This is a genomic window from Pseudomonas sp. JQ36 (assembly GCF_053851495.1).
The window spans coordinates 952177-973902 of the sequence record NZ_CM132642.1; the positions used below are offsets into that span (position 1 = coordinate 952177).

The following is a 21726-nucleotide window of genomic DNA, read 5'->3' on the forward strand; positions in this document are numbered from 1 at the left end:
TGTTCATTCGAAGGAAAGCCTCATGAAATACACAATTCCAGCATTGATGTTTACGTCTTTACTGTTTATGGCCGGTTGCGACCAGGCCGAAAAAAGCGCCCAGCAGTTGATGGGCAAGGCCGCCGAGAGCGCCAAACAGGCGATCGACGATACGCACAAGGCTGCTGAACAAGCGCTCAGCGACGCCACCGGCGGCTTGATCGAGAAAAAAGAAACACCGGAAAAAGACGCGGAAAAATCCGAATCTTCCTCCAAGACCATCTAAATCGTCTTACACAGAGTCAGGACTGACCCATGGAATATCTATTAGAACTCGCCGCCAGCCCCGCCGCCTGGGTTGCTTTGGCCACACTGGTGGTGATGGAAATCGTGCTCGGCATCGATAACCTGATCTTTATTTCGATCCTGACCAACAAGCTGCCCGTGCAGCATCGGCAGAAGGCGCGGCGCATCGGTATCGGCATGGCGCTGATTCTGCGTCTGGCTCTGTTGAGCACCATCGCCTTTATCGTGCAGTTGACCGAACCTGTGATCGAAATCATGGGCCAGGCGTTCTCCTGGAAGGACATGATCCTGATTGCCGGTGGTCTGTTCCTGGTGTGGAAAGCCACGACCGAGATCCATCACAGCATGGACCCGGCGCCGGAAGACCCGAAATCCGCGACGTCGACCGTGACCCTGGGTTTTGCGGCTGCGATCGGTCAGATCCTGATGCTGGACATGGTGTTCTCCATCGACAGCATCATTACCGCGGTGGGCATGACTGAGCACTTGCCGATCATGGTGATCGCGGTAGTGGTGTCGGTGATGGTGATGCTGTTCGCGGCTGAGCCGCTGGCCAAGTTCATCAACGACAACCCGACGGTGGTGATGCTGGCGCTGGGCTTCCTGATCATGATCGGCATGACGCTGATCGCCGAAGGCTTCGGCGCCCACGTACCGAAAGGTTATGTGTACGCGGCCATGGCCTTCTCGGCAGCGATTGAGGTGCTGAACATGATGTCGCGCCGGGCGAGACAGAAGAAGCTGGCTGAGCAGGCGTAAACCGTAACAAATAAAAAGGCCGGCTGAACTTCAGGAGTTCAGCCGGCCTTTTTGTCTTTTGCGTTATGTAGGAGCTGCCGAGGGCTGCGATCTTTTGATCTTCGAAGTCAAAAGATCGCAGCCTTCGGCAGCTCCTACAGAGGTTTTACGTCAACTGACCGATCAGTGCGCGGTCGCGTGGCGGGTACGGTGCTTTTCAGGCTTGTGAGCCGAGGCGGATTCGACTGGGTGGTGATGGCGCCGCGCGATTCGCAGCACGCCCCACAACATGGCGCTGGCCACGGCCAGCCAGCCGGCTATCAACATTACGATGGTGATGGTCAGGCTCATCAGTGCCTCCTCTTTGCCCTGCATCGGGCACACACTTTTTCAATTCGCTCTGTTTCAGAGACAGTCTAGACAATGGGGTGTTTCAGACTATTGACCAAAGGTCGGTAGTGACCAATCAGTTCGCTCTATGCAAATGATCGGTCTGCGGTTTAAGGCTATACCGCAGGCGTGCGCCGCCCTATGATCGCAAGCGTTGCCGGAACACGATGACCGGCGTCTGATGAGAGTGATCATGGTGCAGGTATTTTCTCGATTGCGAGGGGCGTTGCTGGTGGCCGGTTGCGTGGCCGTGTTAGCGGGTTGTGCGGGCAGTGTGGCGCCGCAGGTCAAGCGTCTGCCGGAGCGGGTCGAGCTCAGCGGCACCTTCTATCGCGGCGAAGCCAATCAAAGTGGTCCGCAAGTGCTGGCCAGCCTGTTGTCGCAGCAGGGCATCATGATCACCCCGGGGCTGCTGGAAAAACCGTTGCATCTGCCGGATGCACAAGAGCAATTGCAGCAGAATCTGCAGAGCCTGGCTCGTGATTACGGCATGGTGGTCTATCCGCTGGACAAGAATTTGCCTGCCCTGTTGACCCAGGTCGCGGCAGGTTATCCGGTAATGGTGCGCTTCAGTGAAGGTTCGGCGTTCTGGGCCGAACCGCGTTACGCGATCCTTTCCGGGTATGACCGGTTGAAACAGAAGGTGTTGTTGCGCGCCGGAATGAATCGCCGCGAACTGATGAGCTTCAGCTCTTTTGAGTCGGCGTTCGAAAAGTCAGGCGGCTGGGCGGTGCTGATCCAGAAACCGTCGCAGATTCCCGCCGAGGTTGATCGCCAGCGCTGGCTCGCCGCAGCGGATGAGCTGGCGCAGGCCGGGCAGGAACGTGAAGCGGCGCAAGCCAAAAAGGCTCTGGCCGCACATTAAGGCTCCGTTCGTCATCTGCCGGGCACCCTCACGCCCGGCAGGCCTCTCACTGATAGAGCCCGAATGTGCGGGTGAATCAGGAGGCGAGCATGGCAGATTCCCCATCCCCGAAAGGCCCACACTCAAGCGAGCATTCGTCCGGTCATGATCTGGGTTTCGATCCGGATTCACCGGATCTCGACGATCCGCAGGTCGACCCCGTCGGCCCGGCCAAGGCGCCGAAAGACGTGGAACACGGCGAAGACAGCAAGCGTCCCGCCAAACCTTACGATCCTTTGGCTGACTTGAAACCGTGAAGTGAGGTGCGTATGAGTACCGATTCAAGTTTCGACGATAAACATCCCGACAGTGTGCCGACCACGCCTGAAGAGGAGGTGGATCCGGTACTGGACCCGGACAGCCCGCTGCGGGATCCGCTGGCCCGGCCTAATGTGCTGACGCCAGATCCGAGCGCTGGCGACGGCATTCCTGATGACGACAAAATGCCGTTACCCAATGATTGAATAACGGGTTTTTAAAGACTGGCTAATAACCTCTGTGGCGAGGGAGCAAGCTCTCTCGCCACAGTTGGATATTTCGGTTACTTCGAGGCTTCAACCACGCCGCTCTGGCGTGCCTTGAGGTTCTTCTGAGCCTTGTATTGTTGAGCCACTGCCGGAACGTTGGCGCTCCGGCCGGTTTCCATCCAGCTGCGGATACGGCTGGCATCGGCAAAATGAGTGTACTTGCCGAACGCATCGAGAATCACCAGGGCAACCGGGCGGTTGCTCATCCGCGTCACCAGCACCAGGCAATGACCCGCCGGGTTGGTGAAGCCGGTTTTGGTGATCTTGATGTCCCAGTCGGCCTTGTTCACCAAGTGATCGGTATTGCGGAAACCCAGGGTGTAATTGGGTTTGCGGAACGCTACGGTTTTTTCCTTGGTGGTGGTCAACTCGCTGAGGATCGGATGCTTGCTCGCCGCCACCAGCAGTTTGGCCAGATCGCGTGCAGTGGACACGTTGCGTTCCGACAGACCGGTCGGCTCGACATAGTGAGTGTTGGTCATCCCCAGCGCTTTGGCCTTGGCATTCATCGCCGCGATGAACGCGGCGTAACCACCGGGATAGTGATGCGCGAGGCTGGCGGCCGCACGGTTCTCCGAGGACATCAGGGCAATCAGCAGCATCTCGCGACGCGGCAATTCGCTCTTCAGTTTGACTCGGGAGAATACGCCTTTCATTTCCGGCGTATGGCTGATGTCGACGTCGATCCATTCGTCCATGTTCTGGTGCGCTTCGACCACCACCAGTCCGGTCATCAGTTTGCTCACCGAGGCGATCGGCACGATCACATCCGGGTTGCTCGAATAGATGACCTTATTGGTCTGCAAATCCATAAGCAGGGCGCTGCCGGAAGCGATCTTCAGTTGTGAAGCGTCGCGTGGCGCGGCGGTAGTTTCTGCGGCGTTGACCGTTGGCGTGACGAATGTGCCTGAAACAGCAAATAACAGGCTCAGGATCGAAAGACGAATTTTCACGCGGGCGAACTCATAAAGGTTGGATATTCCGTTAGTTTGTAACGGGTTATTTCTTCAAAGCGTCGCATTCTAGAAGTATGGCTGAAGATCTGTCGATGGTTGTTTGAATGACCTGAAAATCTCGTGAAAAGGCCTGTAAAAAGAGGGGTTTCCGGCGAACGGTTAGTGTTTTTTCTCAGATACGAAAAACATCGCACAAGGCGGGGTTCTTTTACTGCGCAAAAACGTCTCAGGCGTGCAGGGTTTCTGCCGCGTAGAGGGTGTTTTCCAGCAGGCAGGCACGGGTCATCGGGCCAACGCCGCCGGGAACCGGAGTGATCCAGCCGGCGCGGGGCAAAAGATCCAGTGTGATCGTTTGATGTTGGTATGTTAGACGCGAATACAGTCCATTTTTGCATGAAGAAGGCAGGCAGGCCCGGCGCTAGGCCGGGCTTGTATCCAGGCTTAAATCCAAGGTAGCGCTTTGAGCATGTACCTAGGATTGCTCGAGCCTATTCTTCTCGCGGTAACCTGGATGGTCACTTGAGTATAGAGATGCCCATTTATGTCATTGGGGCTGGCTATTTCGCTAGCAATTCTCCCGTAAATCACTTCGCCTCCAACAGTTTTGAATTCGAAAACCCTTTTATCGGGCAGTACTCCTACGAATGTACCAGTAAAGGTTTCATCATCCTCTTTAATGTTGTCCCGGCTTAGACGCGCCTTACTGCGGCGAACCTGTTCAACGTCAGAGAACTGGAACCTGCGTGTGTTCGTTGTCAGTGCGCAAGACGCATCATTCTCCGAAAGCTCACTGAGGAAATCTGAAACGGCGGCTATCGCTCTATCGGCCAAACGAGAGACTGGCTCAGACAGTTCTTCATCGCTTTTTGTTGTGGCCTCAAGCAGTTCGGTAAGAATATCGATTGCTTGTGATACAGGCGTAGTGCCCTCTATATCAAGCTGTTTATCAGCAGGTATTTCTTCAAGCTCAAACCCGAAGGAACCCCGGGCTGGTCCAGTAATCAAGAGCTGGTTGCTTAGCCGGTTAGGTATAGGCCCTTTGTCCGCGAGTGATCCTGAAACCGAAGCTGCGATCGCTGTTATCGCGACGCTGAAAGCTTTAGTCGCTGTGGCGCCGAACTCAGCGAGCACGCCATGCGTGCCCCAAACAGGGACGCCACGATAGGTTAATCGGACCTTCGCTGGTCGATAAGCATGCTTGCCGTTGTCCTCAAGAAAGGCTCGAGCCTGTTCGATTCTTGCTTGTATCGACATAAGGGTAAGCTTGCTTATGCCCGGCGCTGTCGCTTGCTTTTCAAGGAAGTCGAGTTCCGCGGCCTTGTGGGTGTATTCAGATCTGTTCATGTTCAAGCTCCTGCCGACGTACCGCTAGCAAGCTTTCTGCATCTATATCCTGAGCAGGAGAAAGGTCAACTTTCAAAAACCCTTTCCACTGTCCGGTACGTCTGTGAGACCACATGCTGTACCAATAGGTGGTCATGGCTACCAACGACTCGGCTGGATCAGCCAGTGATTGGATATAGAAGTCGATCTTGAACTCTTGCTTTAGATTAGCCCGGTCGCCACCAAGAAGGTTGATATCGTAATCTCCAAGCGAATCGAAAAACGCATCGCTAACCGGTGCGAAGGTCACGACGTCAATATCTCGCGGAGGGCGATGTTCCAACATCTCAATGTCTTCAGTAAAGCTGCCATCCAGCCACTGAAAGCCGCTATGTATGCCCATCCTATGCAACTCTGCTCGATGAGCGAGATATCCAGCCAAAATATCACACCGTTCTGGACTGGTAGCGAACCTATCGACCACCTGCCCAAGGCTCACCTCGTAAGGTGCTCGGTCAAACCCTGTTGGGTCATCCTCGTTAATGGGAGGTAACACCCCCTCAGCGTTCCATTCTGGTATCAATCCAGCCTCCGTGCATTTCGTAGGTCCAGTAAGCCATCTCGCAATGAAAAAACCTGACACGCCACGATACGCCCAATTGCTATGTTCTCGCATTGCAGAAGTGCTTCAGCACATTAAATCCAGCGCGACGATGCCGCTTTTTCAGTCATCGAGGTAGCAATTAGGTAGCAGACCTTTGATGTAAAAAGAAGCGTAGCGATTTGAAGTATTAAAAAACCCCGCACAAGGCGGGGTTTTTTTCTTGCTGAAATTACGCCTCAGGCGTGCAGGGTTTCTGCCGCGTAGAGGGTGTTTTCCAGCAGGCAGGCACGGGTCATCGGGCCAACGCCGCCGGGAACCGGAGTGATCCAGCCGGCGCGGGGCAGGGCGGTTTCGTATACCACGTCACCGACCAGCTTGCCGTCGTCCTGACGGTTGATGCCGACGTCGATGACGATCGCACCTTCCTTGATCCACTCGCCCTTGACCAGGCCCGGCTTGCCGGCGGCGACCACCACCAGATCGGCGCGGCCGACGTGGCCGGCCAGGTCCTTGGTGAAACGGTGGGTGACGGTCACGGTGCAACCGGCCAGCAGCAGCTCCATCGCCATCGGACGACCGACGATGTTGGACGCGCCAACCACGACCGCATCCAGACCATAAAGATCGACGCCGGTGCTTTCCAGCAAGGTCATGATGCCTTTTGGCGTGCACGGCCGCAGCAGCGGAATGCGCTGGGCCAGGCGACCGACGTTATAAGGATGGAAGCCGTCGACGTCTTTGTCCGGGCGAATGCGCTCCAGCAGTTTGGAGGCGTCCAGGTGCTCGGGCAGCGGCAGTTGCAGCAGCACGCCGTCGATGGCCGGGTCGTCGTTGAGGCGATCGATCAGATCGGTCAGCGCTTCTTGAGTGGTGTGGGAAGGCAGGTCGTAGGCTTGAGAGAGGAAGCCAACCTCTTCACAGTCTTTACGCTTGTGCGAGACATAAACCTGAGAGGCGGGATCGCTGCCGACCAGGATCACCGCGAGGCCGGGAGTGCGCAGGCCTTGCTGGCGACGCTCGGCAACTCGTTGGGCGATCTGCTGGCGCAGGCTGGCGGCGATCGATTTGCCGTCGATTAGTTGTGCAGTCATTGCGCGTGATTAACCATCGAGAGGGGAAAAAAAGAGAACGCATTCTCGCATGTCAGACGGTGAGGGCAAAGGCGCTTGGTCAGCAAATTCCCCTAACTCCTTTAATTAAATGAATTTTTTTCAAAAAGGATTTGACGACCTTGGGAGCGCTCTATACTATTCGTCGCACTTGTCGGGCACAGCCTAGCACTGGTTAAGAAGGTTGAGCGGAATTAGCGTTCTGCGAAGCTGGAAAGCATTTAGTTTGTAGTCCTCCAAGAGTACAGATTAATAAGGCGCCCGTAGCTCAGCTGGATAGAGCATCCGCCTTCTAAGCGGATGGTCGCAGGTTCGAGTCCTGCCGGGTGCGCCATTAGGCAGCTTTGGCACAAGTAGCGCGATATGGTGGGCGTAGCTCAGTTGGTAGAGCACGGGATTGTGACTCCCGTTGTCGTGGGTTCGATCCCCATCGTCCACCCCATATTTCGAAAGGCGCCAGATGTAACAGTCTGGCGCCTTTGCTTTAAAAAGCTTCATCTGCGGATGTGGTGGAATTGGTAGACACACTGGATTTAGGTTCCAGCGCCGCGAGGCGTAAGAGTTCGAGTCTCTTCATCCGCACCAATTAAAGCTTCATTCATGCCGCAGGCCTGATGAAGTTCAGCAAAGAAGTTGAATGGCTTTTTTGTGACGCAATATGGTGGGCGTAGCTCAGTTGGTAGAGCACGGGATTGTGACTCCCGTTGTCGTGGGTTCGATCCCCATCGTCCACCCCATATTTCGAAAGGCGCCAGATTTAACAGTCTGGCGCCTTTTTTGTTTTACGGCTGGTGGTTTGTCGCGCAGCGTTTCGGGTCGAAGGGCAGGGCGTTTCGTCGTGTTCAGGGGTTTGCTGCCAGCGTGCCGACCGCCGGCCATATTCGCGGGATCAGCCGTCAGGGAGATGGTTCGCGGTCTCTTCTATATATAGAAGCGGTTGAACAGAGCCCTGGCGTGATGGTCTTTATTCGTCTTCGGGGTGGAGTGCATTGCTGCATTCACACCTATAAATGGCCTGCTGTTTTTTTACCCGTTTTCAGTAGGGTGACTTCTTGAGTTTGACCCACTAGAATGCATGCCCTTGATTCTGGGGTCGGAAACGGCCGGCTAACGTCTGTGCAACGAGGAATATCCATGCAAGTTTCTGTTGAAAATACTACTGCTCTTGAGCGCCGCATGAGCGTCACCGTGCCGGCTGAGCGCATTGAGAGCCAGGTCAACAAGCGTCTGCAGCAGACTGCCCAAAAGGCCAAGATTGCTGGCTTCCGTCCAGGCAAAGTGCCAATGAGCGAAATCAAGCGCCGTTTCGGTGCTGACGCTCGTCAGGAAGCTGTTGGTGATGTCATCCAGTCCTCCTTCTACGAAGCCGTGGTTGAGCAGAAGCTGAACCCTGCCGGTTCGCCTTCGATCGAGCCAAAGTCGCTGGAAGCTGGCAAGGACCTGGAATACGTAGCCGTATTCGAAGTGTTCCCTGAGTTCACCGTTGCCGGTTTCGACGGCATCACTGTCGAGCGCCTGAGCGCTGAAGTGGCTGACGCCGATCTGGACAAGATGCTGGACATCCTGCGCAAGCAGAACACCCGTTTCGAAGTGGCCGATCGCGCTGCTCAGAACGAAGACCAGCTGAACATCGATTTCGTTGGCAAGGTTGACGGCGAAGTGTTCGCTGGCGGCTCGGCCAAAGGTACTCAGCTGGTGCTGGGTTCCGGTCGCATGATCCCGGGCTTCGAAGAAGGCCTGGTTGGTGCTAAAGCTGGTGAAGAGCGCGTTCTGAACCTGACCTTCCCTGAGGACTATCAGAACCTGGATCTGGCCGGCAAAACCGCCGAGTTCACCGTGACTGTAAACACCGTTTCCGAGCCAAAGCTGCCTGAGCTTAACGAAGAGTTCTTCGCTCAATTCGGCATCAAGGAAAGCGGCATCGACGGTTTCCGCACCGAAGTTCGCAAGAACATGGAGCGTGAGCTGCGTCAGGCCATCAAGTCCAAAGTAAAAAATCAGGTAATGGACGGTCTGCTGGCCACCAACCCGATCGAAGTGCCAAAGGCTCTGCTGTCCAACGAAGTTGATCGTCTGCGCGTGCAGGCTGTTCAGCAGTTCGGCGGCAACATCAAGCCTGACCAACTGCCGGCCGAGCTGTTCGAAGAACAAGCCAAGCGTCGTGTAGTGCTGGGTCTGATCGTGGCTGAAGTGGTCAAGCAATTCGACCTGAAGCCTGACGAAGCCCGCGTTCGCGAAATGATCCAGGAAATGGCTTCGGCTTACCAGGAACCTGAGCAGGTCGTGTCCTGGTACTACAAGAACGAGCAGCAACTGAACGAAGTTCGTTCGGTTGTGCTGGAAGAACAAGTTGTGGATACTGTTCTGCAGAAAGCTAGCGTGACCGACAAATCGGTCTCTTACGAAGAAGCGGTCAAGCCGGTAGAAGCTCCAAAAGCCGACTGATTGTTTTTGCGTTAAGAAGTACACACATAAGCCAGCCTTCGAGCTGGCTTATGCGTATTCAAGACATAACTATTTGGGAGTGACTGCAGAGCATGTTCCGTAATTCGTATATTCAGCAGAACTCTGATATCCAGGCCGCCGGCGGCCTGGTCCCGATGGTTGTCGAGCAATCTGCTCGTGGCGAGCGCGCCTATGACATCTACTCGCGCCTTCTGAAGGAGCGCGTCATTTTTCTGGTGGGTCCTGTAGAGGACTACATGGCCAACCTGATCTGTGCGCAATTGCTGTTCCTTGAAGCGGAAAACCCGGACAAGGACATCCATCTCTATATCAACTCCCCGGGCGGTTCGGTGACAGCGGGCATGTCGATCTACGACACCATGCAGTTCATCAAGCCAAACGTATCGACGACGTGCATTGGTCAAGCGTGCAGCATGGGTGCATTCCTGCTGACGGCCGGTGCTCCAGGCAAGCGTTTCTGCCTGCCGAACTCGCGTGTGATGATTCACCAGCCACTGGGCGGTTTCCAGGGCCAGGCGTCGGATATCGAAATCCATGCCAAGGAAATCCTCTTCATTCGCGAGCGTCTGAACACGCTGATGGCCAAGCACAGCGGTCGTACGCTTGAAGAAATCGAGCGTGACACCAACCGCGACAACTTCATGAGTGCAGAAGCTGCGAAGGAATACGGCCTGATCGACGAAGTCATCAACCAGCGTCCTGCGTAAAATAAGCAGCTCAAAATAAGGTGGGTCGGCAGGTCCGACCACCAGCGGGCTTGAAAAAGCCCGCAATAGCCTTCATCTTGTGTTGCAAGCCTATCGGATTTGGATCGAACGAATGACTGACACCCGCAACGGCGAGGACAACGGCAAGCTGCTCTATTGCTCCTTCTGTGGCAAAAGCCAGCATGAAGTGCGCAAATTGATTGCCGGCCCCTCGGTCTTTATCTGCGACGAGTGCGTCGACCTGTGCAATGACATCATCCGCGAGGAGGTGCAGGAAGCACAGGCCGAAAGCAGCGCGCATAAATTGCCTTCGCCTAAAGAAATCAGCGGCATCCTTGACCAGTATGTAATCGGTCAGGAGCGTGCGAAGAAGGTTCTGGCCGTAGCGGTGTACAACCACTACAAGCGCCTGAACCAGCGTGACAAGAAGGCTGACGACGTCGAACTCGGCAAGAGCAACATCCTGCTGATCGGCCCGACAGGCTCCGGTAAAACCCTGCTGGCCGAAACACTGGCCCGCCTGCTGAACGTTCCGTTCACCATCGCCGACGCAACTACCCTCACCGAGGCCGGTTACGTAGGTGAAGATGTCGAGAACATCATTCAGAAGCTGCTGCAAAAGTGCGATTACGACGTGGAAAAGGCCCAGATGGGCATTGTCTACATCGACGAAATCGACAAGATTTCCCGCAAGTCCGACAACCCGTCGATCACCCGCGATGTTTCCGGTGAAGGCGTGCAGCAGGCCTTGCTCAAGTTGATCGAAGGCACGGTCGCTTCCGTCCCGCCGCAAGGTGGTCGCAAGCATCCGCAGCAGGAATTCCTGCAGGTCGACACCCGTAACATCCTGTTCATCTGCGGTGGTGCATTCTCCGGTCTGGAAAAGGTTATTCAAAACCGTTCCACCAAGGGCGGCATCGGTTTCAATGCAGAAGTGCGCAGCAAGGAAGAAGGCAAGAAAGTCGGTGAATCCCTGCGTGAAGTCGAGCCTGACGATCTGGTCAAGTTCGGTCTGATCCCGGAATTCGTCGGTCGTCTGCCGGTTCTTGCGACGCTGGACGAGCTGGATGAGGCTGCGCTGATGCAGATCCTCACCGAGCCGAAAAATGCTCTGACCAAACAGTATGCCAAGCTGTTCGAGATGGAAGGCGTGGATCTGGAATTCCGGACCGACGCACTGAAATCGGTCGCCAAGCGTGCCCTGGAACGTAAAACCGGTGCCCGTGGCCTGCGCTCGATTCTCGAAGGTGTGCTGCTCGACACGATGTACGAAATCCCTTCGCAGTCCGAAGTGAGTAAAGTCGTCATCGATGAAAGCGTGATTGAAGGCAAGTCCAAGCCACTGTATATCTACGAAAACAGTGAGCCGACGGCCAAGGCAGCGCCGGACGCGTAAGCGTCCACACTGCCGGAACAAAGAAGGGGCCTTCGGGCCTCTTTTTTTTTATGTCGTTTTTTACATCCGCTTTGCGCTTGTTTTTTTTCAAGGCAGCCCCCATCTTGGTTTCAAGTTTAATTCCATCTGATTACGGCCATATGGCCGCCGTAGAGGCGAAATCATGAAGACAACCATCGAATTGCCTCTCCTGCCATTGCGTGATGTCGTGGTTTATCCGCACATGGTTATCCCGCTGTTCGTGGGGCGCGAGAAATCCATCGAAGCCCTCGAGGCCGCGATGACGGGCGACAAGCAGATCCTGCTGCTGGCCCAGAGAAACCCGGCTGACGATGATCCCGGTGAAGACGCTCTCTATCGCGTAGGTACTATCGCCACTGTATTGCAGCTGCTGAAGCTGCCGGACGGCACCGTCAAGGTTCTGGTCGAAGGTGAGCAGCGCGGCGCTGTAGAGCGCTTCAGCGAAGTCGACGGGCATTGCCGCGCCGAAGTCTCGCTGATCGACGAAGTCGACGCCGCTGAGCGCGAATCTGAAGTGTTCGTGCGTAGCCTGCTGTCGCAGTTCGAACAATATGTGCAGTTGGGCAAGAAAGTCCCGGCTGAAGTCCTGTCTTCGCTCAACAGCATCGATGAGCCTGGCCGCCTGGTCGACACCATGGCCGCGCACATGGCGCTGAAAATCGAGCAAAAGCAGGAAATCCTCGAAATCATCGATCTGTCGGCCCGGGTCGAGCACGTGCTCGCCTTGCTGGATGCCGAGATCGATCTGCTGCAAGTTGAAAAACGCATTCGCGGCCGCGTCAAAAAGCAAATGGAGCGCAGCCAGCGCGAGTACTACCTGAATGAGCAGATGAAGGCCATTCAGAAAGAGCTGGGCGACGGTGACGAAGGTCACAATGAAATCGAAGAGCTGAAAAAGCGCATCGATGCCGCCGGCCTGCCGAAAGATGCCTTGGCCAAGGCCACCGCCGAGCTGAACAAGCTCAAGCAAATGTCGCCGATGTCCGCTGAAGCCACCGTGGTGCGCTCCTACATCGACTGGCTGGTGCAGGTGCCGTGGAAGGCGCAAAGCAAGGTACGTCTCGACCTGGCGCGTGCTGAAGACATTCTCGATGCCGATCACTACGGTCTCGAAGAGGTCAAGGAGCGCATTCTTGAATACCTCGCCGTGCAGAAGCGCGTGAAGAAGATCCGTGGCCCCGTGTTGTGCCTGGTGGGTCCTCCTGGCGTGGGTAAAACCTCGCTGGCAGAGTCGATTGCCCACGCCACCAACCGTAAATTCGTGCGCATGGCCCTGGGTGGCGTGCGCGACGAGGCGGAAATTCGTGGTCACCGCCGGACTTACATCGGTTCGATGCCGGGAAGATTGATTCAAAAGATGACAAAAGTGGGAGTGCGCAATCCGCTGTTCCTGCTCGATGAAATCGACAAAATGGGCAGCGACATGCGTGGCGACCCGGCATCGGCGTTGCTGGAAGTGCTCGATCCGGAGCAGAACCACAACTTCAACGATCACTATCTGGAAGTCGATTACGATTTGTCCGATGTGATGTTCCTGTGCACCTCGAACTCGATGAACATCCCGCCGGCACTGCTGGACCGGATGGAGGTCATTCGTCTGCCGGGCTACACCGAAGACGAAAAGATCAACATTGCCGTCAAGTACCTGTCGCCCAAGCAGATCGCCGCTAATGGTCTGAAGAAGGGCGAGCTGGAATTCGACGAGGAAGCGATTCGCGACATCATCCGTTACTACACCCGTGAAGCCGGTGTGCGTGGCCTCGAACGTCAGATCGCCAAAGTCTGCCGCAAGGCCGTCAAAGAGCACGCGCTGGAAAAACGTTTCTCGGTGAAAGTGACAGCAGACTTGCTGGAGCACTTCCTCGGCGTGCGCAAATTCCGCTACGGTCTGGCAGAGCAACAGGATCAGATCGGTCAGGTGACTGGCCTGGCGTGGACGCAGGTCGGCGGTGAATTGCTGACCATCGAAGCGGCTGTGGTGCCGGGTAAAGGTCAATTGATCAAGACCGGTTCGCTGGGCGATGTAATGGTCGAATCGATCACTGCCGCGCTGACCGTTGTGCGCAGCCGTGCCAAAAGCCTGGGCATTCCTCTGGACTTCCACGAGAAGCGCGACACACACATTCACATGCCGGAAGGGGCGACCCCGAAAGACGGTCCTAGCGCTGGTGTGGGCATGTGCACGGCACTGGTGTCGGCCTTGACCGGAATTCCGGTGCGCGCCGATGTTGCCATGACGGGTGAGATCACGTTGCGTGGTCAGGTACTGGCGATTGGTGGTCTGAAGGAAAAACTGCTCGCGGCTCATCGCGGCGGAATCAAGATTGTGATTATTCCGGAAGAAAACGTGCGCGATCTGAAGGAGATTCCTGACAATATCAAGCAGGATCTGCAGATTAAACCGGTTAAATGGATTGACGAGGTCCTGCAAATTGCGCTGCAATACGCGCCGGAGCCCTTGCCGGATGTGGCTCCGGAGATAGTTTCCAAGGACGAAAAACGTGAGTCTGATTCAAAGGAAAGAATTAGCACGCATTAATACGTTTTTGCCTGGGTGGCTTCCTTGACAGCTTTTTAGAGCCCTTGTTATAAAGCGGCTCTTAAGTGTCTGTAGGCCATTCAGCACTCGTTTTTGCTTTCACCAAAAAACTTAGAATCATCTCAAAATAGATATAAGGGGACTTAGAGTGAACAAGTCGGAACTGATTGATGCTATCGCTGCATCCGCTGATATCCCGAAAGCTGCTGCTGGCCGTGCGCTGGACGCTGTGATCGAATCCGTCACTGGCGCTCTCAAGGCTGGCGACTCCGTTGTTCTGGTTGGTTTCGGCACTTTCTCCGTGACTGATCGTCCAGCTCGCGTTGGTCGTAACCCACAGACCGGCAAGACGCTGCAAATCGCTGCTGCTAAAAAGCCAGGTTTCAAAGCCGGTAAAGCACTGAAAGAAGCTGTTAACTAAGTTAGTTTGTTTCAGGTTTTTACCCATCCGGGTCGGGGTCATGCCTGACTTGGCAGCGGAGCGGTAGAGCAGGTCGCTGGAACAGCCGCCTGTAACGCCGGGATCGAGGGTTCGAGCCCTGTCCGCTCCGCCAGTTACGAGAAGGCGCATCCTCGGATGCGCCTTTCTTCTATCCGGATTCTACCCACGCTCCACGGTTGCCAAATTTTTGAAGTTCAACCGTTTCTGGGGGACGCATGCTGCAGAATATCAGGGACAATTCACAAGGCTGGATTGCCAAGACCATTATCGGGGTCATCGTTGCACTGATGGCTCTGACCGGTTTCGACGCCATTTTCCAGGCCACGACGCATACCAACGATGCGGCCAAGGTCAATGGTGAAGAAATCAGCCAGAACGAGCTGAGCCAGGCCGTTGACATGCAACGCCGTCAGCTGATGCAACAGCTGGGCAAGGACTTCGATGCTTCCTTGCTTGACGAAAAAATGCTCCGCGAATCGGCCCTCAAGGGTCTGATCGATCGCAAGCTGCTGCTGCAAGGCGCAGAACAGTCGAAATTCGCTTTCTCCGAAGGCGCACTGGATCAGGTGATCCTGCAGACTCCTGAATTCCAGGTGGACGGCAAGTTCAGCTCCGAGCGCTTCGACCAGGTGATTCGTCAACTGGGCTACACCCGCATGCAATTCCGCCAGATGCTGGCTCAGGAAATGCTGATCGGTCAGTTGCGCGCCGGTGTTGCCGGCAGCGGCTTTGTTACCGACGCCGAAGTGCTGGCCTTTGCCCGTCTGGAAAAACAGACCCGCGATTTCGCCTCGCTGAACGTCAAGGCCGATCCGGCCGCGGTCAAGCTGACTGACGATGAGGTCAAGGCTTACTACGACGAGCACGCCAAGGAGTTCATGACCCCTGAGCAAGTGGTTGTCGATTATGTCGAGTTGAAGAAGTCCTCGTTCTTCGACCAGGTTGGGGTCAAGGACGAAGACCTGCAGGCGGCGTATCAGAAAGAGATCGCCAACCTGTCGGAACAGCGTCGAGCGGCGCACATTCTGATCGAAGTCAACGACAAGACCACCGACGCTCAGGCCAAGGCGAAGATCGAAGAAGTCCAGGCGCGTCTGGCCAAGGGCGAGAAATTCGAAGCGCTGGCCAAGGAGTTCTCGCAGGATCCGGGTTCGGCCAACAATGGCGGTGACCTCGGTTTCGCCGGTCCTGGCGTTTACGATCCTGCCTTCGAAAAAGCCCTGTACTCGTTGAACAAGGATCAGGTGTCCGAGCCGGTGCGTACCGATTTCGGTTACCACCTGATCAAGCTGCTGGGTGTTGAAGCGCCGGAAGTTCCGACCCTGGCCAGCCTGAAAGACAAGCTGACCCGCGAGCTGAAGACTCAACAGGTCGAGCAGCGTTTTGTCGAGGCAACCAAGCAACTGGAAGACTCGGCGTTCGAAGCGTCTGACCTGGCTCAGCCTGCGGCAGATCTGAAACTGACTGTGCACACCTCCAAGCCGTTCGGCCGTGAAGGTGGTGAAGGCATTGCGGCCAACCGTGCTGTGGTGACCGCTGCGTTCAGCCAGGAAGTGCTGGAAGAAAACGCCAACAGCACCGGCATCGAGCTGGATCCGGAAACCGTGGTTGTCCTGCGTGCCAAGGAGCATCTGAAGCCCGAGCAACTGCCGCTGGAAGCGGTCAACACCTCGATTCGTGCCCAGTTGACCAAAGAGCATGCCAGCGCTGCGGCCAAGACCAAGGCTGACCAGTTGATCGCCAGTCTGCGTGATGGCAAGACTCCGCTGGACAAGGCAGTTGATGGCCAGAGCTGGAGGGTTGTGACGGCGGCGACTCGTGCTCAGGAAGGGGTTGACCCGACTGTGCTGCAGGCGTTGTTCCGTATGCCGAAGCCGGCGGCCAAGGGCAAGCCGACGTTCAGCAGCGTGACCTTGCAGGACGGTAGTCTGATGATTGTGCGTCTGGACGGTGTGAATGAAGCGGTAGCGCCGACTGATGAAGAGAAGGCGCAGTACCGTCGTTTCCTTGCTTCGCGTGAGGGGCAGCAGGATTTTGCGGCGTTGCGTAAGCAGTTGGAGAGTCAGGCGGACATCAAGCGGTATTGATGGTTGACTGAGTGGTAACAGGGAAGCCCCGATCTTATGGTCGGGGCTTTTTTTTCGCTTGGGTTTTTGCGCTTGGCGGCCTTTGGGCCGACCATGCTCTTGTGGGTTGGGTGAATATCCGTTGCTTCGGGTGCTGCGGCTGGCGGTTTCGCCCTTACGGCGACTCCCTTTGGCAAACGCCCCAAAGGAAGCAAAGGTCTGGGCCCCGGCGTTCGGCCCTCGCCGTGGCTCGGGTTCCTTCGTTACGGGATTCATCCGGGGGCATCGCCTCCGGTTTGCTTCGCTGCACCTCCTCTCGATGTGTTCGACTTCGTCGAACGGTCGCTGCGCTCCCACCCCCCCGGATAAACCCCTCCACTCAGCCTGCCGAAGGGGCCGGCACGGCAAGATCAAGAGCTGCAGCCGAGCTTGCGCTCATCCTGTTGAGTGGTGAAAAGCGTGCGGTCGGCTTTTGCTTTTCTGTAGGAGTGAGCCTGCTCGCGAAGGCGGCCTACGAGCCGACCTGTCTCTAACTGACTATCCGCAGATCAATTGTGGGAGCTGGCTTGCCAGCGAAGACGTCCGACTAGCCGCCCGGCCCCTTACAGACAAACATCCCAATCACACAAACCCATAGCTCCGCGCCATGAGCGCCGCATACAAAGTCAAAACCAGCAATCCCACAACAATCCACGGAAAAAACCCAACCCCCAGACTCCCCAGCAGCAAACCACCCGCCAAACCACCCCCGGCAATCCCGACATTCCACAGGGTCACCAGCATCGACTGGGCCGTATCGGCAGCCTCGCCAGCGGTTTTCGCCGATGCAGTCTGCAGCAGTGAAGGCATCGCACCGAACGCCAGGCCCCACACGGCGACGGCGATGTAGACCACGGTCGCCGAGTCTCGCCACAGGCCCAAGGCGATGGCGGAGAGCATGAACAGCAGCGTGCTGATCAGCATCAGCTCGCGCAGCCAGTGATCGATCAGGCTGCCGACGATCCACAGGCTGAGCACTGAGGCGAGGCCGAACACCAGCAGCACCCGGTCGATATCACTGGCCAGTCCCGACGGTTGCAGGAATGGTGCGATGTAGGTGTACAGCAGGTTGTGGGCGATCACGTAGGTCAAGGTTACGAAGAGCACTGAGCGTACGCCGGGCAAGGTGAAGACCTGACGCAGAGGCAGGCGTTTTCCTGCGCGTTCTCCGGCAAAGTCCGGCACTTGCCAGCGCACCCAGATCACCAGCAATAGCGTCAGCGCAGTCATGATGGCGAAGCTCAGGCGCCAGCCGACCAGTGTGCCGAGCAGTGTTCCCGCCGGGATGCCCAGCGACAGCGCCAGCGGCGCGCCGAGCATGGCTACGGTAATCGCGCGGCCTTGCAGGTGTGGGGCGACCATACGGCTGGCGTAGCCTGCCAGCAACGCCCACAGCAGCCCGGCAAATATCCCGGCGAGCAAGCGCGCGGTCAACGTCAGCCAGTACCACTCCGACACGGCGGTGATGCTGTTGGCGATGGCGAAGCCGCCGATGGCAGACAGCAGCAATGGCCGACGACGCCAGCCGCGGGTGGCGATGGTCAGCGGGATGGCGGCGAGCATCGAGCCAATCGCGTACAGGGTAACCAGTTGCCCGATCAGTGCCTGCGAGACATTCAGCCCCGCGCTCATTTGTGGTAGCAGGCCGGCGGGCATGGCTTCGGTCAGCACCGTGATGAAGCCGGCGGTGGCCAGGGCCAGCAGAGCGCCGAGGGGTAATCGTTCGCGGGTGTCGACTGGCTGTGTGAGGGCCGAGGAGGCCAGTTGTACGTCGTTCATGAGTCAGCGTCCATGTGCCGAAGTGGGTGAAGGCCTTAGGCTAGGGCGCTGCGCAGTGGAGAAAAATGGGTTACGGTTCCGAACATATCGGACACGGATGTCGTGAATCGGAGGGATGGAATGGACAGTCTGGGCAGTATTTCGGTGTTTGTGCAGGTCGCCGAGACCCGCAGTTTTACCGAGGCGGGGCGGCTGCAGGGCGTGTCGGCTTCAGCGGTGGGCAAGAGTATCGCTCGGCTGGAGGCGCGATTGGGCGTGCGGCTGTTTCATCGCACCACCCGCAGCATCACCCTGACCAGCGAGGGCGCGCTTTTTCTCGCACGCTGTCGCAAAATTCTTGCCGAGGTGGAAGCCGCCGAATTCGAGCTCTGCGATTCCGCATCGCAACCCCATGGCAAACTGCGCATCAGCCTGCCGCAGGTGCACGGCCTGGTGATGCCGGTGATGAACGAGTTCATGGCGCTGTACCCGCAGATCGAGCTGGATCTGGACCTGACCGATCGCATGGTCGATGTGGTGGAGGAGGGCTTCGATGCGGTGATTCGTACCGGTCAGCCACGAGATTCGCGGCTGATGGCGCGGCCCTTGGGCGCGTTTCACATGGTGCTGGTGGCGAGCCCGCAGTATCTGCAACAGCGCGGCGTACCGCGAATCCCCGCCGATCTGGCGGAGCACGCCTGCTTGCGGCACACCTTTCATGCCACCGGCAAGCTGGAGCCGTGGCCATTGATTGGCGAGGAGGGCGCGCCGGAGCCGAGGTTGCCGGCGCGGCTGGTCACCACCTCCATCGAAGCCGTCAATCATGCGGCCCTGGCAGGGATGGGTATCGCCTGCCTGCCGGATTTCATGACCCATGAGGACGTAGCGCAGGGGCGCTTGCAGCGGGTGCTGGATGCGCATCTGCAACACGTCGGTCAGTTCTGGGTGTTGTGGCCGTCCAGCCGCCATGCCACCGCCAAATTGCGCGTCTTCATCGATCACTTGGCGCTGCGACTTTTTCCGGTAAACAAGGGTCAATAGGGTTGTAACGGCTTTAAGACACAATCCATGCGCCGCAGGGCCAAGTTCTGTTGCACAATACGCCCCGGACTGTTTTTCCTCAGGATGTTCAATGTTGATTTCAATTCCCATGCGTGTCGTTGGGTTGGCGCTGTTGTTGACCGCTGTTGCTGGCTGTTCGAAGGACAAGCCGATCTATGAGCATGAGAACTTCGATGATTCCGGCACGTTCTCGCGCAATTATCCGGTGGCCGACACCGCGAGTTGCGAGGCGGCCCGTCGTGCGTTGCTCAGCCAGGGCTACATCATCACCAGCAGTGACCCGAAACTGGTCAGTGGCCACAAGAGTTTCCAGCAGACCGGGGAAACCCACCTGGAAATCAGCTTCAACGTGGTGTGTGCCGAAGATGGCAGCGCCAAGCACCATGCCACGGTGTTCGCCAATGCCCTGCAGGATCGCTACGCGCTGAAGAAGACCAACAACTCCGCCAGTCTCGGGGTTGGCGTACTGGGTTCGGTATCGATGCCGATCGGTTCTTCTGACGATTCGATGGTCAAGGTTGCCAGCGAAACCGTGACTTCGCAGAAATTCTACGAGCGGTTCTTCACTCTGGTTGAGTTGTTCCTGCCGGCAGATGCGAAGAAAGCCGCGCATATCGAAGAGAAACCCAAGACCGATCTCGGTGTGCCGGAGCCCAAGCCTGCCGCTGCAGCGCCGGCGACGTCTTCAACACCTGCGCCGGCAGCAGAGACAGCGCCTGCGCCACAGCCAGCCGGGATTGTCGAGCCTGCCCAGAACACGACGCCGGCAGCCCCGGCAGTGACCCCGGCGCCGGCCCAGGTTGCGCCGACCCCAACGGGTTCCGAGCCGGTAGTGCCGCCGGCCGAGTCAGCGCCGATTACCCCGGCACCGAGTGCAGAGCCTGCACCGGCCACCGAAACGATCACGCCGCCGGCCAACCCGACCAATATCCCGCCACCGTCCGAGCCGATTCCGGCAATGCAGTAAGCCGCGCCGGGTTCTCCTGTGGGAGCGGGCTTGCTCGCGAATACGGAGTGTCAGTCCATGTACATGGCGACTGACACTGCGCTTTCGCGAGCAAGCCCGCTCCCACATTTGTTTTGTGGTGTACTCAAATCTCGTTACATTCCCCCGACAAAAATCCTGCGATAAATTCCTGACCACCTGCTACGTTTTATTCATGAAGGCTGGATGTCACTTTTCCTTCATACGGGCACGATAGGCTCGAGGCACTGGTCAGTTGGCCGGGCTATTTTCAAGCGGGCGGCAGGGGGATGACACGATGGACGAGTATCAAGAAGAACTGCTCGAATACCAGGCGTATGAACTGGATCAGCCAGAGCCGGCCGAAGACGCCACCGAGCTGTAAGGTGTCAGGCGGTTTTGCGGTGACTGCGGCGAAACTCGCCGGGCGTCTGGCCGCTCCAGCGCTTGAAGGCGCGTTGAAACGCCTCGGCTGAAGCAAAGCCCAGCAGGTAGGCAATTTCGCCGAACGCCAGTTCGGTGTCGCGGATGTAGGTCATCGCCAGATCACGGCGGGTGTCGTTGAGGATCGCGCGAAACTGTGTGCCTTCTTCGGCCAGTTTGCGGCGCAAGGTCCAGGTTGGCAGCTTCAGGCGCGCCGCCACTTCTTCCAGGTCGGGCTCCCGGCCACCATTGAGCAACGGCCCCAACAGCTGAGTAATACGTTCACGCAGGCTGCGGGTGCGGGTCAATTGCTCCAGTTCCCGTTCACACAACGTCAGCAAATGCTTCCAGGTACTCGGGCAGTGCTCGGGGTTGCGCAGCGCAAGGCTGTTCAGGCTCAGGCGCAATTGATTGCGCTCAGCGCCGAACTGGATCGGGCAGTCGCCCAGTGCGCTGTAGGCGTCGCGATAGTCCGGCGCGTCAAATTCGATCTCGATGCGCTCGGCGCGCAGTGGCTCGCGCCCGACGCTGGACAGCTGATGCAGCCAGCCGGCGATGATCGAATCCACCACAAAGCGGTTATAGGCGTTGTACGGGCTGATCGAATAGAAGCGCAGCCACGCGCCATGGGCGTCTTCATGAAAACTCGACTGGCCGCGATAGTTGGAGCCGTACAGCGGCTCGAAGCGGATCAGGCAACGGGCGGCCTCGCGCACGGTCGGCGCTTGTGCGGCAGTGACCCCGGCCAGTCCAGCCTGACTCAAGCGGCTGAGCTGGCCCATGCGCAGGCCCAGCGCCGGATCGCCGGTCAACTGGATCGCGCTGTGCCCCAGACGCATGTAGCGCGGGATCGACAGCCGCGCACCGGCCTCGGCCAGTCGCGCGGCATCCAGACCATATTGTTCAAGCAGTGATTGCGGATCAGCGCCGTGGCTGCGCACCGCATCGGCCAGGCTGTGAACGAAGCCTACCGACAGATCCCCAAGGCGCATCGGCAGCGGCTTCAT

Annotated in this window: 21 protein-coding genes, 4 tRNA genes and 1 pseudogene; 18 read left to right on the top strand and 8 right to left on the bottom strand. The window is 57.4% G+C overall.

Annotated features, from left to right (window positions below; all coding sequences use genetic code 11):
- The first annotated feature begins 22 nt into the window (after window positions 1-22).
- Entirely contained in the window at window positions 23-265 is a 243-nt protein-coding gene (locus ACS4NR_RS04295) for a hypothetical protein (protein WP_115985628.1), read from the top strand.
- Between the two features lie 29 nt (window positions 266-294).
- Window positions 295-1044 carry a TerC family protein gene (locus tag ACS4NR_RS04300; RefSeq protein ID WP_095138792.1) on the top strand — a complete coding sequence of 250 codons (750 nt, stop codon included), beginning with the start codon at window positions 295-297 and terminating at the stop codon, window positions 1042-1044.
- 162 nt (window positions 1045-1206) lie between these two features.
- Here ACS4NR_RS04300 and ACS4NR_RS04305 read toward each other — a convergent pair whose 3' ends face one another.
- Complete coding sequence (locus tag ACS4NR_RS04305) at window positions 1207-1374, bottom strand: hypothetical protein (RefSeq protein ID WP_456019179.1); 168 nt, start codon at window positions 1372-1374, stop codon at window positions 1207-1209.
- A gap of 232 nt (window positions 1375-1606) precedes the next feature.
- Between ACS4NR_RS04305 and ACS4NR_RS04310 the strand changes: the two genes are divergently transcribed.
- The 3 genes from ACS4NR_RS04310 (at window position 1607) to ACS4NR_RS04320 (ending at window position 2781) form a co-directional block, all read left to right on the top strand.
- Window positions 1607-2278, top strand: a complete 672-nt coding sequence (locus ACS4NR_RS04310) for a peptidase C39 family protein (RefSeq protein WP_095138793.1) — start codon at window positions 1607-1609, stop codon at window positions 2276-2278.
- An 89-nt stretch (window positions 2279-2367) separates the two neighbouring features.
- Window positions 2368-2574: a DUF6021 family protein gene (locus tag ACS4NR_RS04315; protein WP_115985626.1), complete on the top strand. Its 207-nt coding sequence runs from the start codon at window positions 2368-2370 to the stop codon at window positions 2572-2574.
- 12 nt (window positions 2575-2586) lie between these two features.
- Window positions 2587-2781: a hypothetical protein gene (locus tag ACS4NR_RS04320; RefSeq protein WP_115985625.1), complete on the top strand. Its 195-nt coding sequence runs from the start codon at window positions 2587-2589 to the stop codon at window positions 2779-2781.
- A 77-nt stretch (window positions 2782-2858) separates the two neighbouring features.
- Here ACS4NR_RS04320 and pbpG read toward each other — a convergent pair whose 3' ends face one another.
- The 5 genes and pseudogenes from pbpG to folD form a co-directional block, all read right to left on the bottom strand.
- Window positions 2859-3797 (bottom strand): D-alanyl-D-alanine endopeptidase, encoded by a 939-nt coding sequence (gene pbpG, locus ACS4NR_RS04325; protein WP_095138796.1) that lies wholly within the window; start codon window positions 3795-3797, stop codon window positions 2859-2861.
- Window positions 3798-4026: 229 nt separating this feature from the next.
- Window positions 4027-4128, bottom strand: a pseudogene (locus tag ACS4NR_RS04330) (bifunctional methylenetetrahydrofolate dehydrogenase/methenyltetrahydrofolate cyclohydrolase); the annotation flags it as partial.
- A 113-nt stretch (window positions 4129-4241) separates the two neighbouring features.
- On the bottom strand, window positions 4242-5144 hold the full coding sequence (locus tag ACS4NR_RS04335) for a hypothetical protein (RefSeq protein WP_456019180.1): 903 nt from the start codon (window positions 5142-5144) through the stop codon (window positions 4242-4244).
- Window positions 5131-5799: a DUF6932 family protein gene (locus tag ACS4NR_RS04340; protein WP_415752804.1), complete on the bottom strand. Its 669-nt coding sequence runs from the start codon at window positions 5797-5799 to the stop codon at window positions 5131-5133. Before ACS4NR_RS04340 ends, ACS4NR_RS04335 begins: the two co-directional genes overlap by 14 nt.
- A 164-nt stretch (window positions 5800-5963) precedes the next feature.
- Window positions 5964-6818, bottom strand: coding sequence for a bifunctional methylenetetrahydrofolate dehydrogenase/methenyltetrahydrofolate cyclohydrolase FolD (folD, locus tag ACS4NR_RS04345; RefSeq protein WP_456019181.1), 855 nt, complete (start codon window positions 6816-6818; stop codon window positions 5964-5966).
- Between the two features lie 275 nt (window positions 6819-7093).
- On the opposite strand from folD, the gene ACS4NR_RS04350 reads away from it, so the two are divergent.
- The 10 genes from ACS4NR_RS04350 (at window position 7094) to ACS4NR_RS04395 (ending at window position 16494) form a co-directional block, all read left to right on the top strand.
- Window positions 7094-7170, top strand: a tRNA-Arg gene (locus ACS4NR_RS04350).
- Between the two features lie 32 nt (window positions 7171-7202).
- Window positions 7203-7278: transfer RNA gene (locus ACS4NR_RS04355), tRNA-His, on the top strand.
- A 58-nt stretch (window positions 7279-7336) separates the two neighbouring features.
- Window positions 7337-7421: transfer RNA gene (locus tag ACS4NR_RS04360), tRNA-Leu, on the top strand.
- 76 nt (window positions 7422-7497) lie between these two features.
- Window positions 7498-7573, top strand: a tRNA-His gene (locus ACS4NR_RS04365).
- 397 nt (window positions 7574-7970) lie between these two features.
- On the top strand, window positions 7971-9281 hold the full coding sequence (gene tig, locus ACS4NR_RS04370) for a trigger factor (protein ID WP_095138797.1): 1311 nt from the start codon (window positions 7971-7973) through the stop codon (window positions 9279-9281).
- A gap of 92 nt (window positions 9282-9373) precedes the next feature.
- A complete protein-coding gene (gene clpP / locus ACS4NR_RS04375; RefSeq protein ID WP_007951559.1) occupies window positions 9374-10009 on the top strand; it encodes an ATP-dependent Clp endopeptidase proteolytic subunit ClpP in 636 nt (211 codons plus the stop codon).
- A gap of 112 nt (window positions 10010-10121) precedes the next feature.
- Window positions 10122-11405 (top strand): ATP-dependent Clp protease ATP-binding subunit ClpX, encoded by a 1284-nt coding sequence (gene clpX, locus ACS4NR_RS04380; protein WP_003223632.1) that lies wholly within the window; start codon window positions 10122-10124, stop codon window positions 11403-11405.
- 163 nt (window positions 11406-11568) lie between these two features.
- The gene (gene lon / locus ACS4NR_RS04385; protein WP_003223634.1) at window positions 11569-13965 is read left to right on the top strand and encodes an endopeptidase La; all 2397 of its coding nucleotides are present in this window, start codon (window positions 11569-11571) and stop codon (window positions 13963-13965) included.
- Between the two features lie 148 nt (window positions 13966-14113).
- A complete protein-coding gene (locus ACS4NR_RS04390; RefSeq protein WP_008077714.1) occupies window positions 14114-14386 on the top strand; it encodes an HU family DNA-binding protein in 273 nt (90 codons plus the stop codon).
- A 236-nt stretch (window positions 14387-14622) separates the two neighbouring features.
- Window positions 14623-16494 carry a SurA N-terminal domain-containing protein gene (locus ACS4NR_RS04395; RefSeq protein WP_456019182.1) on the top strand — a complete coding sequence of 624 codons (1872 nt, stop codon included), beginning with the start codon at window positions 14623-14625 and terminating at the stop codon, window positions 16492-16494.
- 600 nt (window positions 16495-17094) lie between these two features.
- On the opposite strand, the gene ACS4NR_RS04400 is transcribed toward ACS4NR_RS04395, so the two are convergent.
- Window positions 17095-18291: an MFS transporter gene (locus ACS4NR_RS04400; RefSeq protein ID WP_456019183.1), complete on the bottom strand. Its 1197-nt coding sequence runs from the start codon at window positions 18289-18291 to the stop codon at window positions 17095-17097.
- Window positions 18292-18411: 120 nt separating this feature from the next.
- Here ACS4NR_RS04400 and ACS4NR_RS04405 point away from each other — a divergent pair, with 120 nt between their 5' ends.
- The 3 genes from ACS4NR_RS04405 (at window position 18412) to ACS4NR_RS04415 (ending at window position 20681) form a co-directional block, all read left to right on the top strand.
- Window positions 18412-19311 (top strand): LysR family transcriptional regulator, encoded by a 900-nt coding sequence (locus ACS4NR_RS04405; RefSeq protein WP_456019184.1) that lies wholly within the window; start codon window positions 18412-18414, stop codon window positions 19309-19311.
- A 91-nt stretch (window positions 19312-19402) separates the two neighbouring features.
- A complete protein-coding gene (locus ACS4NR_RS04410) occupies window positions 19403-20299 on the top strand; it encodes a DUF2242 domain-containing protein (RefSeq protein ID WP_456019185.1) in 897 nt (298 codons plus the stop codon).
- A gap of 253 nt (window positions 20300-20552) precedes the next feature.
- Complete coding sequence (locus tag ACS4NR_RS04415) at window positions 20553-20681, top strand: hypothetical protein (protein WP_456019186.1); 129 nt, start codon at window positions 20553-20555, stop codon at window positions 20679-20681.
- Window positions 20682-20685: 4 nt separating this feature from the next.
- Here the strand turns inward: ACS4NR_RS04415 and ACS4NR_RS04420 are convergent, their stop codons facing one another.
- On the bottom strand, window positions 20686-21726 hold the full coding sequence (locus ACS4NR_RS04420; RefSeq protein ID WP_456019187.1) for an AraC family transcriptional regulator: 1041 nt from the start codon (window positions 21724-21726) through the stop codon (window positions 20686-20688).

What these genes read in the sequence shown, in the direction of transcription:
- ACS4NR_RS04335 (WP_456019180.1), bottom strand. Translation starts at nt 5,144, where the DNA reads ATGAACAGATCTGAATACACCCACAAGGCCGCGGAACTCGACTTCCTT.
- ACS4NR_RS04305 (WP_456019179.1), bottom strand. Translation starts at nt 1,374, where the DNA reads ATGAGCCTGACCATCACCATCGTAATGTTGATAGCCGGCTGGCTGGCC.
- ACS4NR_RS04320 (WP_115985625.1), top strand. Translation starts at nt 2,587, where the DNA reads ATGAGTACCGATTCAAGTTTCGACGATAAACATCCCGACAGTGTGCCG.
- ACS4NR_RS04420 (WP_456019187.1), bottom strand. Translation starts at nt 21,726, where the DNA reads ATGAAGCCGCTGCCGATGCGCCTTGGGGATCTGTCGGTAGGCTTCGTT.
- lon (WP_003223634.1), top strand. Translation starts at nt 11,569, where the DNA reads ATGAAGACAACCATCGAATTGCCTCTCCTGCCATTGCGTGATGTCGTG.
- ACS4NR_RS04310 (WP_095138793.1), top strand. Translation starts at nt 1,607, where the DNA reads ATGGTGCAGGTATTTTCTCGATTGCGAGGGGCGTTGCTGGTGGCCGGT.
- ACS4NR_RS04410 (WP_456019185.1), top strand. Translation starts at nt 19,403, where the DNA reads ATGTTGATTTCAATTCCCATGCGTGTCGTTGGGTTGGCGCTGTTGTTG.
- clpX (WP_003223632.1), top strand. Translation starts at nt 10,122, where the DNA reads ATGACTGACACCCGCAACGGCGAGGACAACGGCAAGCTGCTCTATTGC.
- ACS4NR_RS04340 (WP_415752804.1), bottom strand. Translation starts at nt 5,799, where the DNA reads ATGCGAGAACATAGCAATTGGGCGTATCGTGGCGTGTCAGGTTTTTTC.
- ACS4NR_RS04300 (WP_095138792.1), top strand. Translation starts at nt 295, where the DNA reads ATGGAATATCTATTAGAACTCGCCGCCAGCCCCGCCGCCTGGGTTGCT.
- folD (WP_456019181.1), bottom strand. Translation starts at nt 6,818, where the DNA reads ATGACTGCACAACTAATCGACGGCAAATCGATCGCCGCCAGCCTGCGC.
- ACS4NR_RS04315 (WP_115985626.1), top strand. Translation starts at nt 2,368, where the DNA reads ATGGCAGATTCCCCATCCCCGAAAGGCCCACACTCAAGCGAGCATTCG.
- ACS4NR_RS04395 (WP_456019182.1), top strand. Translation starts at nt 14,623, where the DNA reads ATGCTGCAGAATATCAGGGACAATTCACAAGGCTGGATTGCCAAGACC.
- ACS4NR_RS04405 (WP_456019184.1), top strand. Translation starts at nt 18,412, where the DNA reads ATGGACAGTCTGGGCAGTATTTCGGTGTTTGTGCAGGTCGCCGAGACC.
- ACS4NR_RS04400 (WP_456019183.1), bottom strand. Translation starts at nt 18,291, where the DNA reads ATGAACGACGTACAACTGGCCTCCTCGGCCCTCACACAGCCAGTCGAC.
- ACS4NR_RS04295 (WP_115985628.1), top strand. Translation starts at nt 23, where the DNA reads ATGAAATACACAATTCCAGCATTGATGTTTACGTCTTTACTGTTTATG.
- tig (WP_095138797.1), top strand. Translation starts at nt 7,971, where the DNA reads ATGCAAGTTTCTGTTGAAAATACTACTGCTCTTGAGCGCCGCATGAGC.
- clpP (WP_007951559.1), top strand. Translation starts at nt 9,374, where the DNA reads ATGTTCCGTAATTCGTATATTCAGCAGAACTCTGATATCCAGGCCGCC.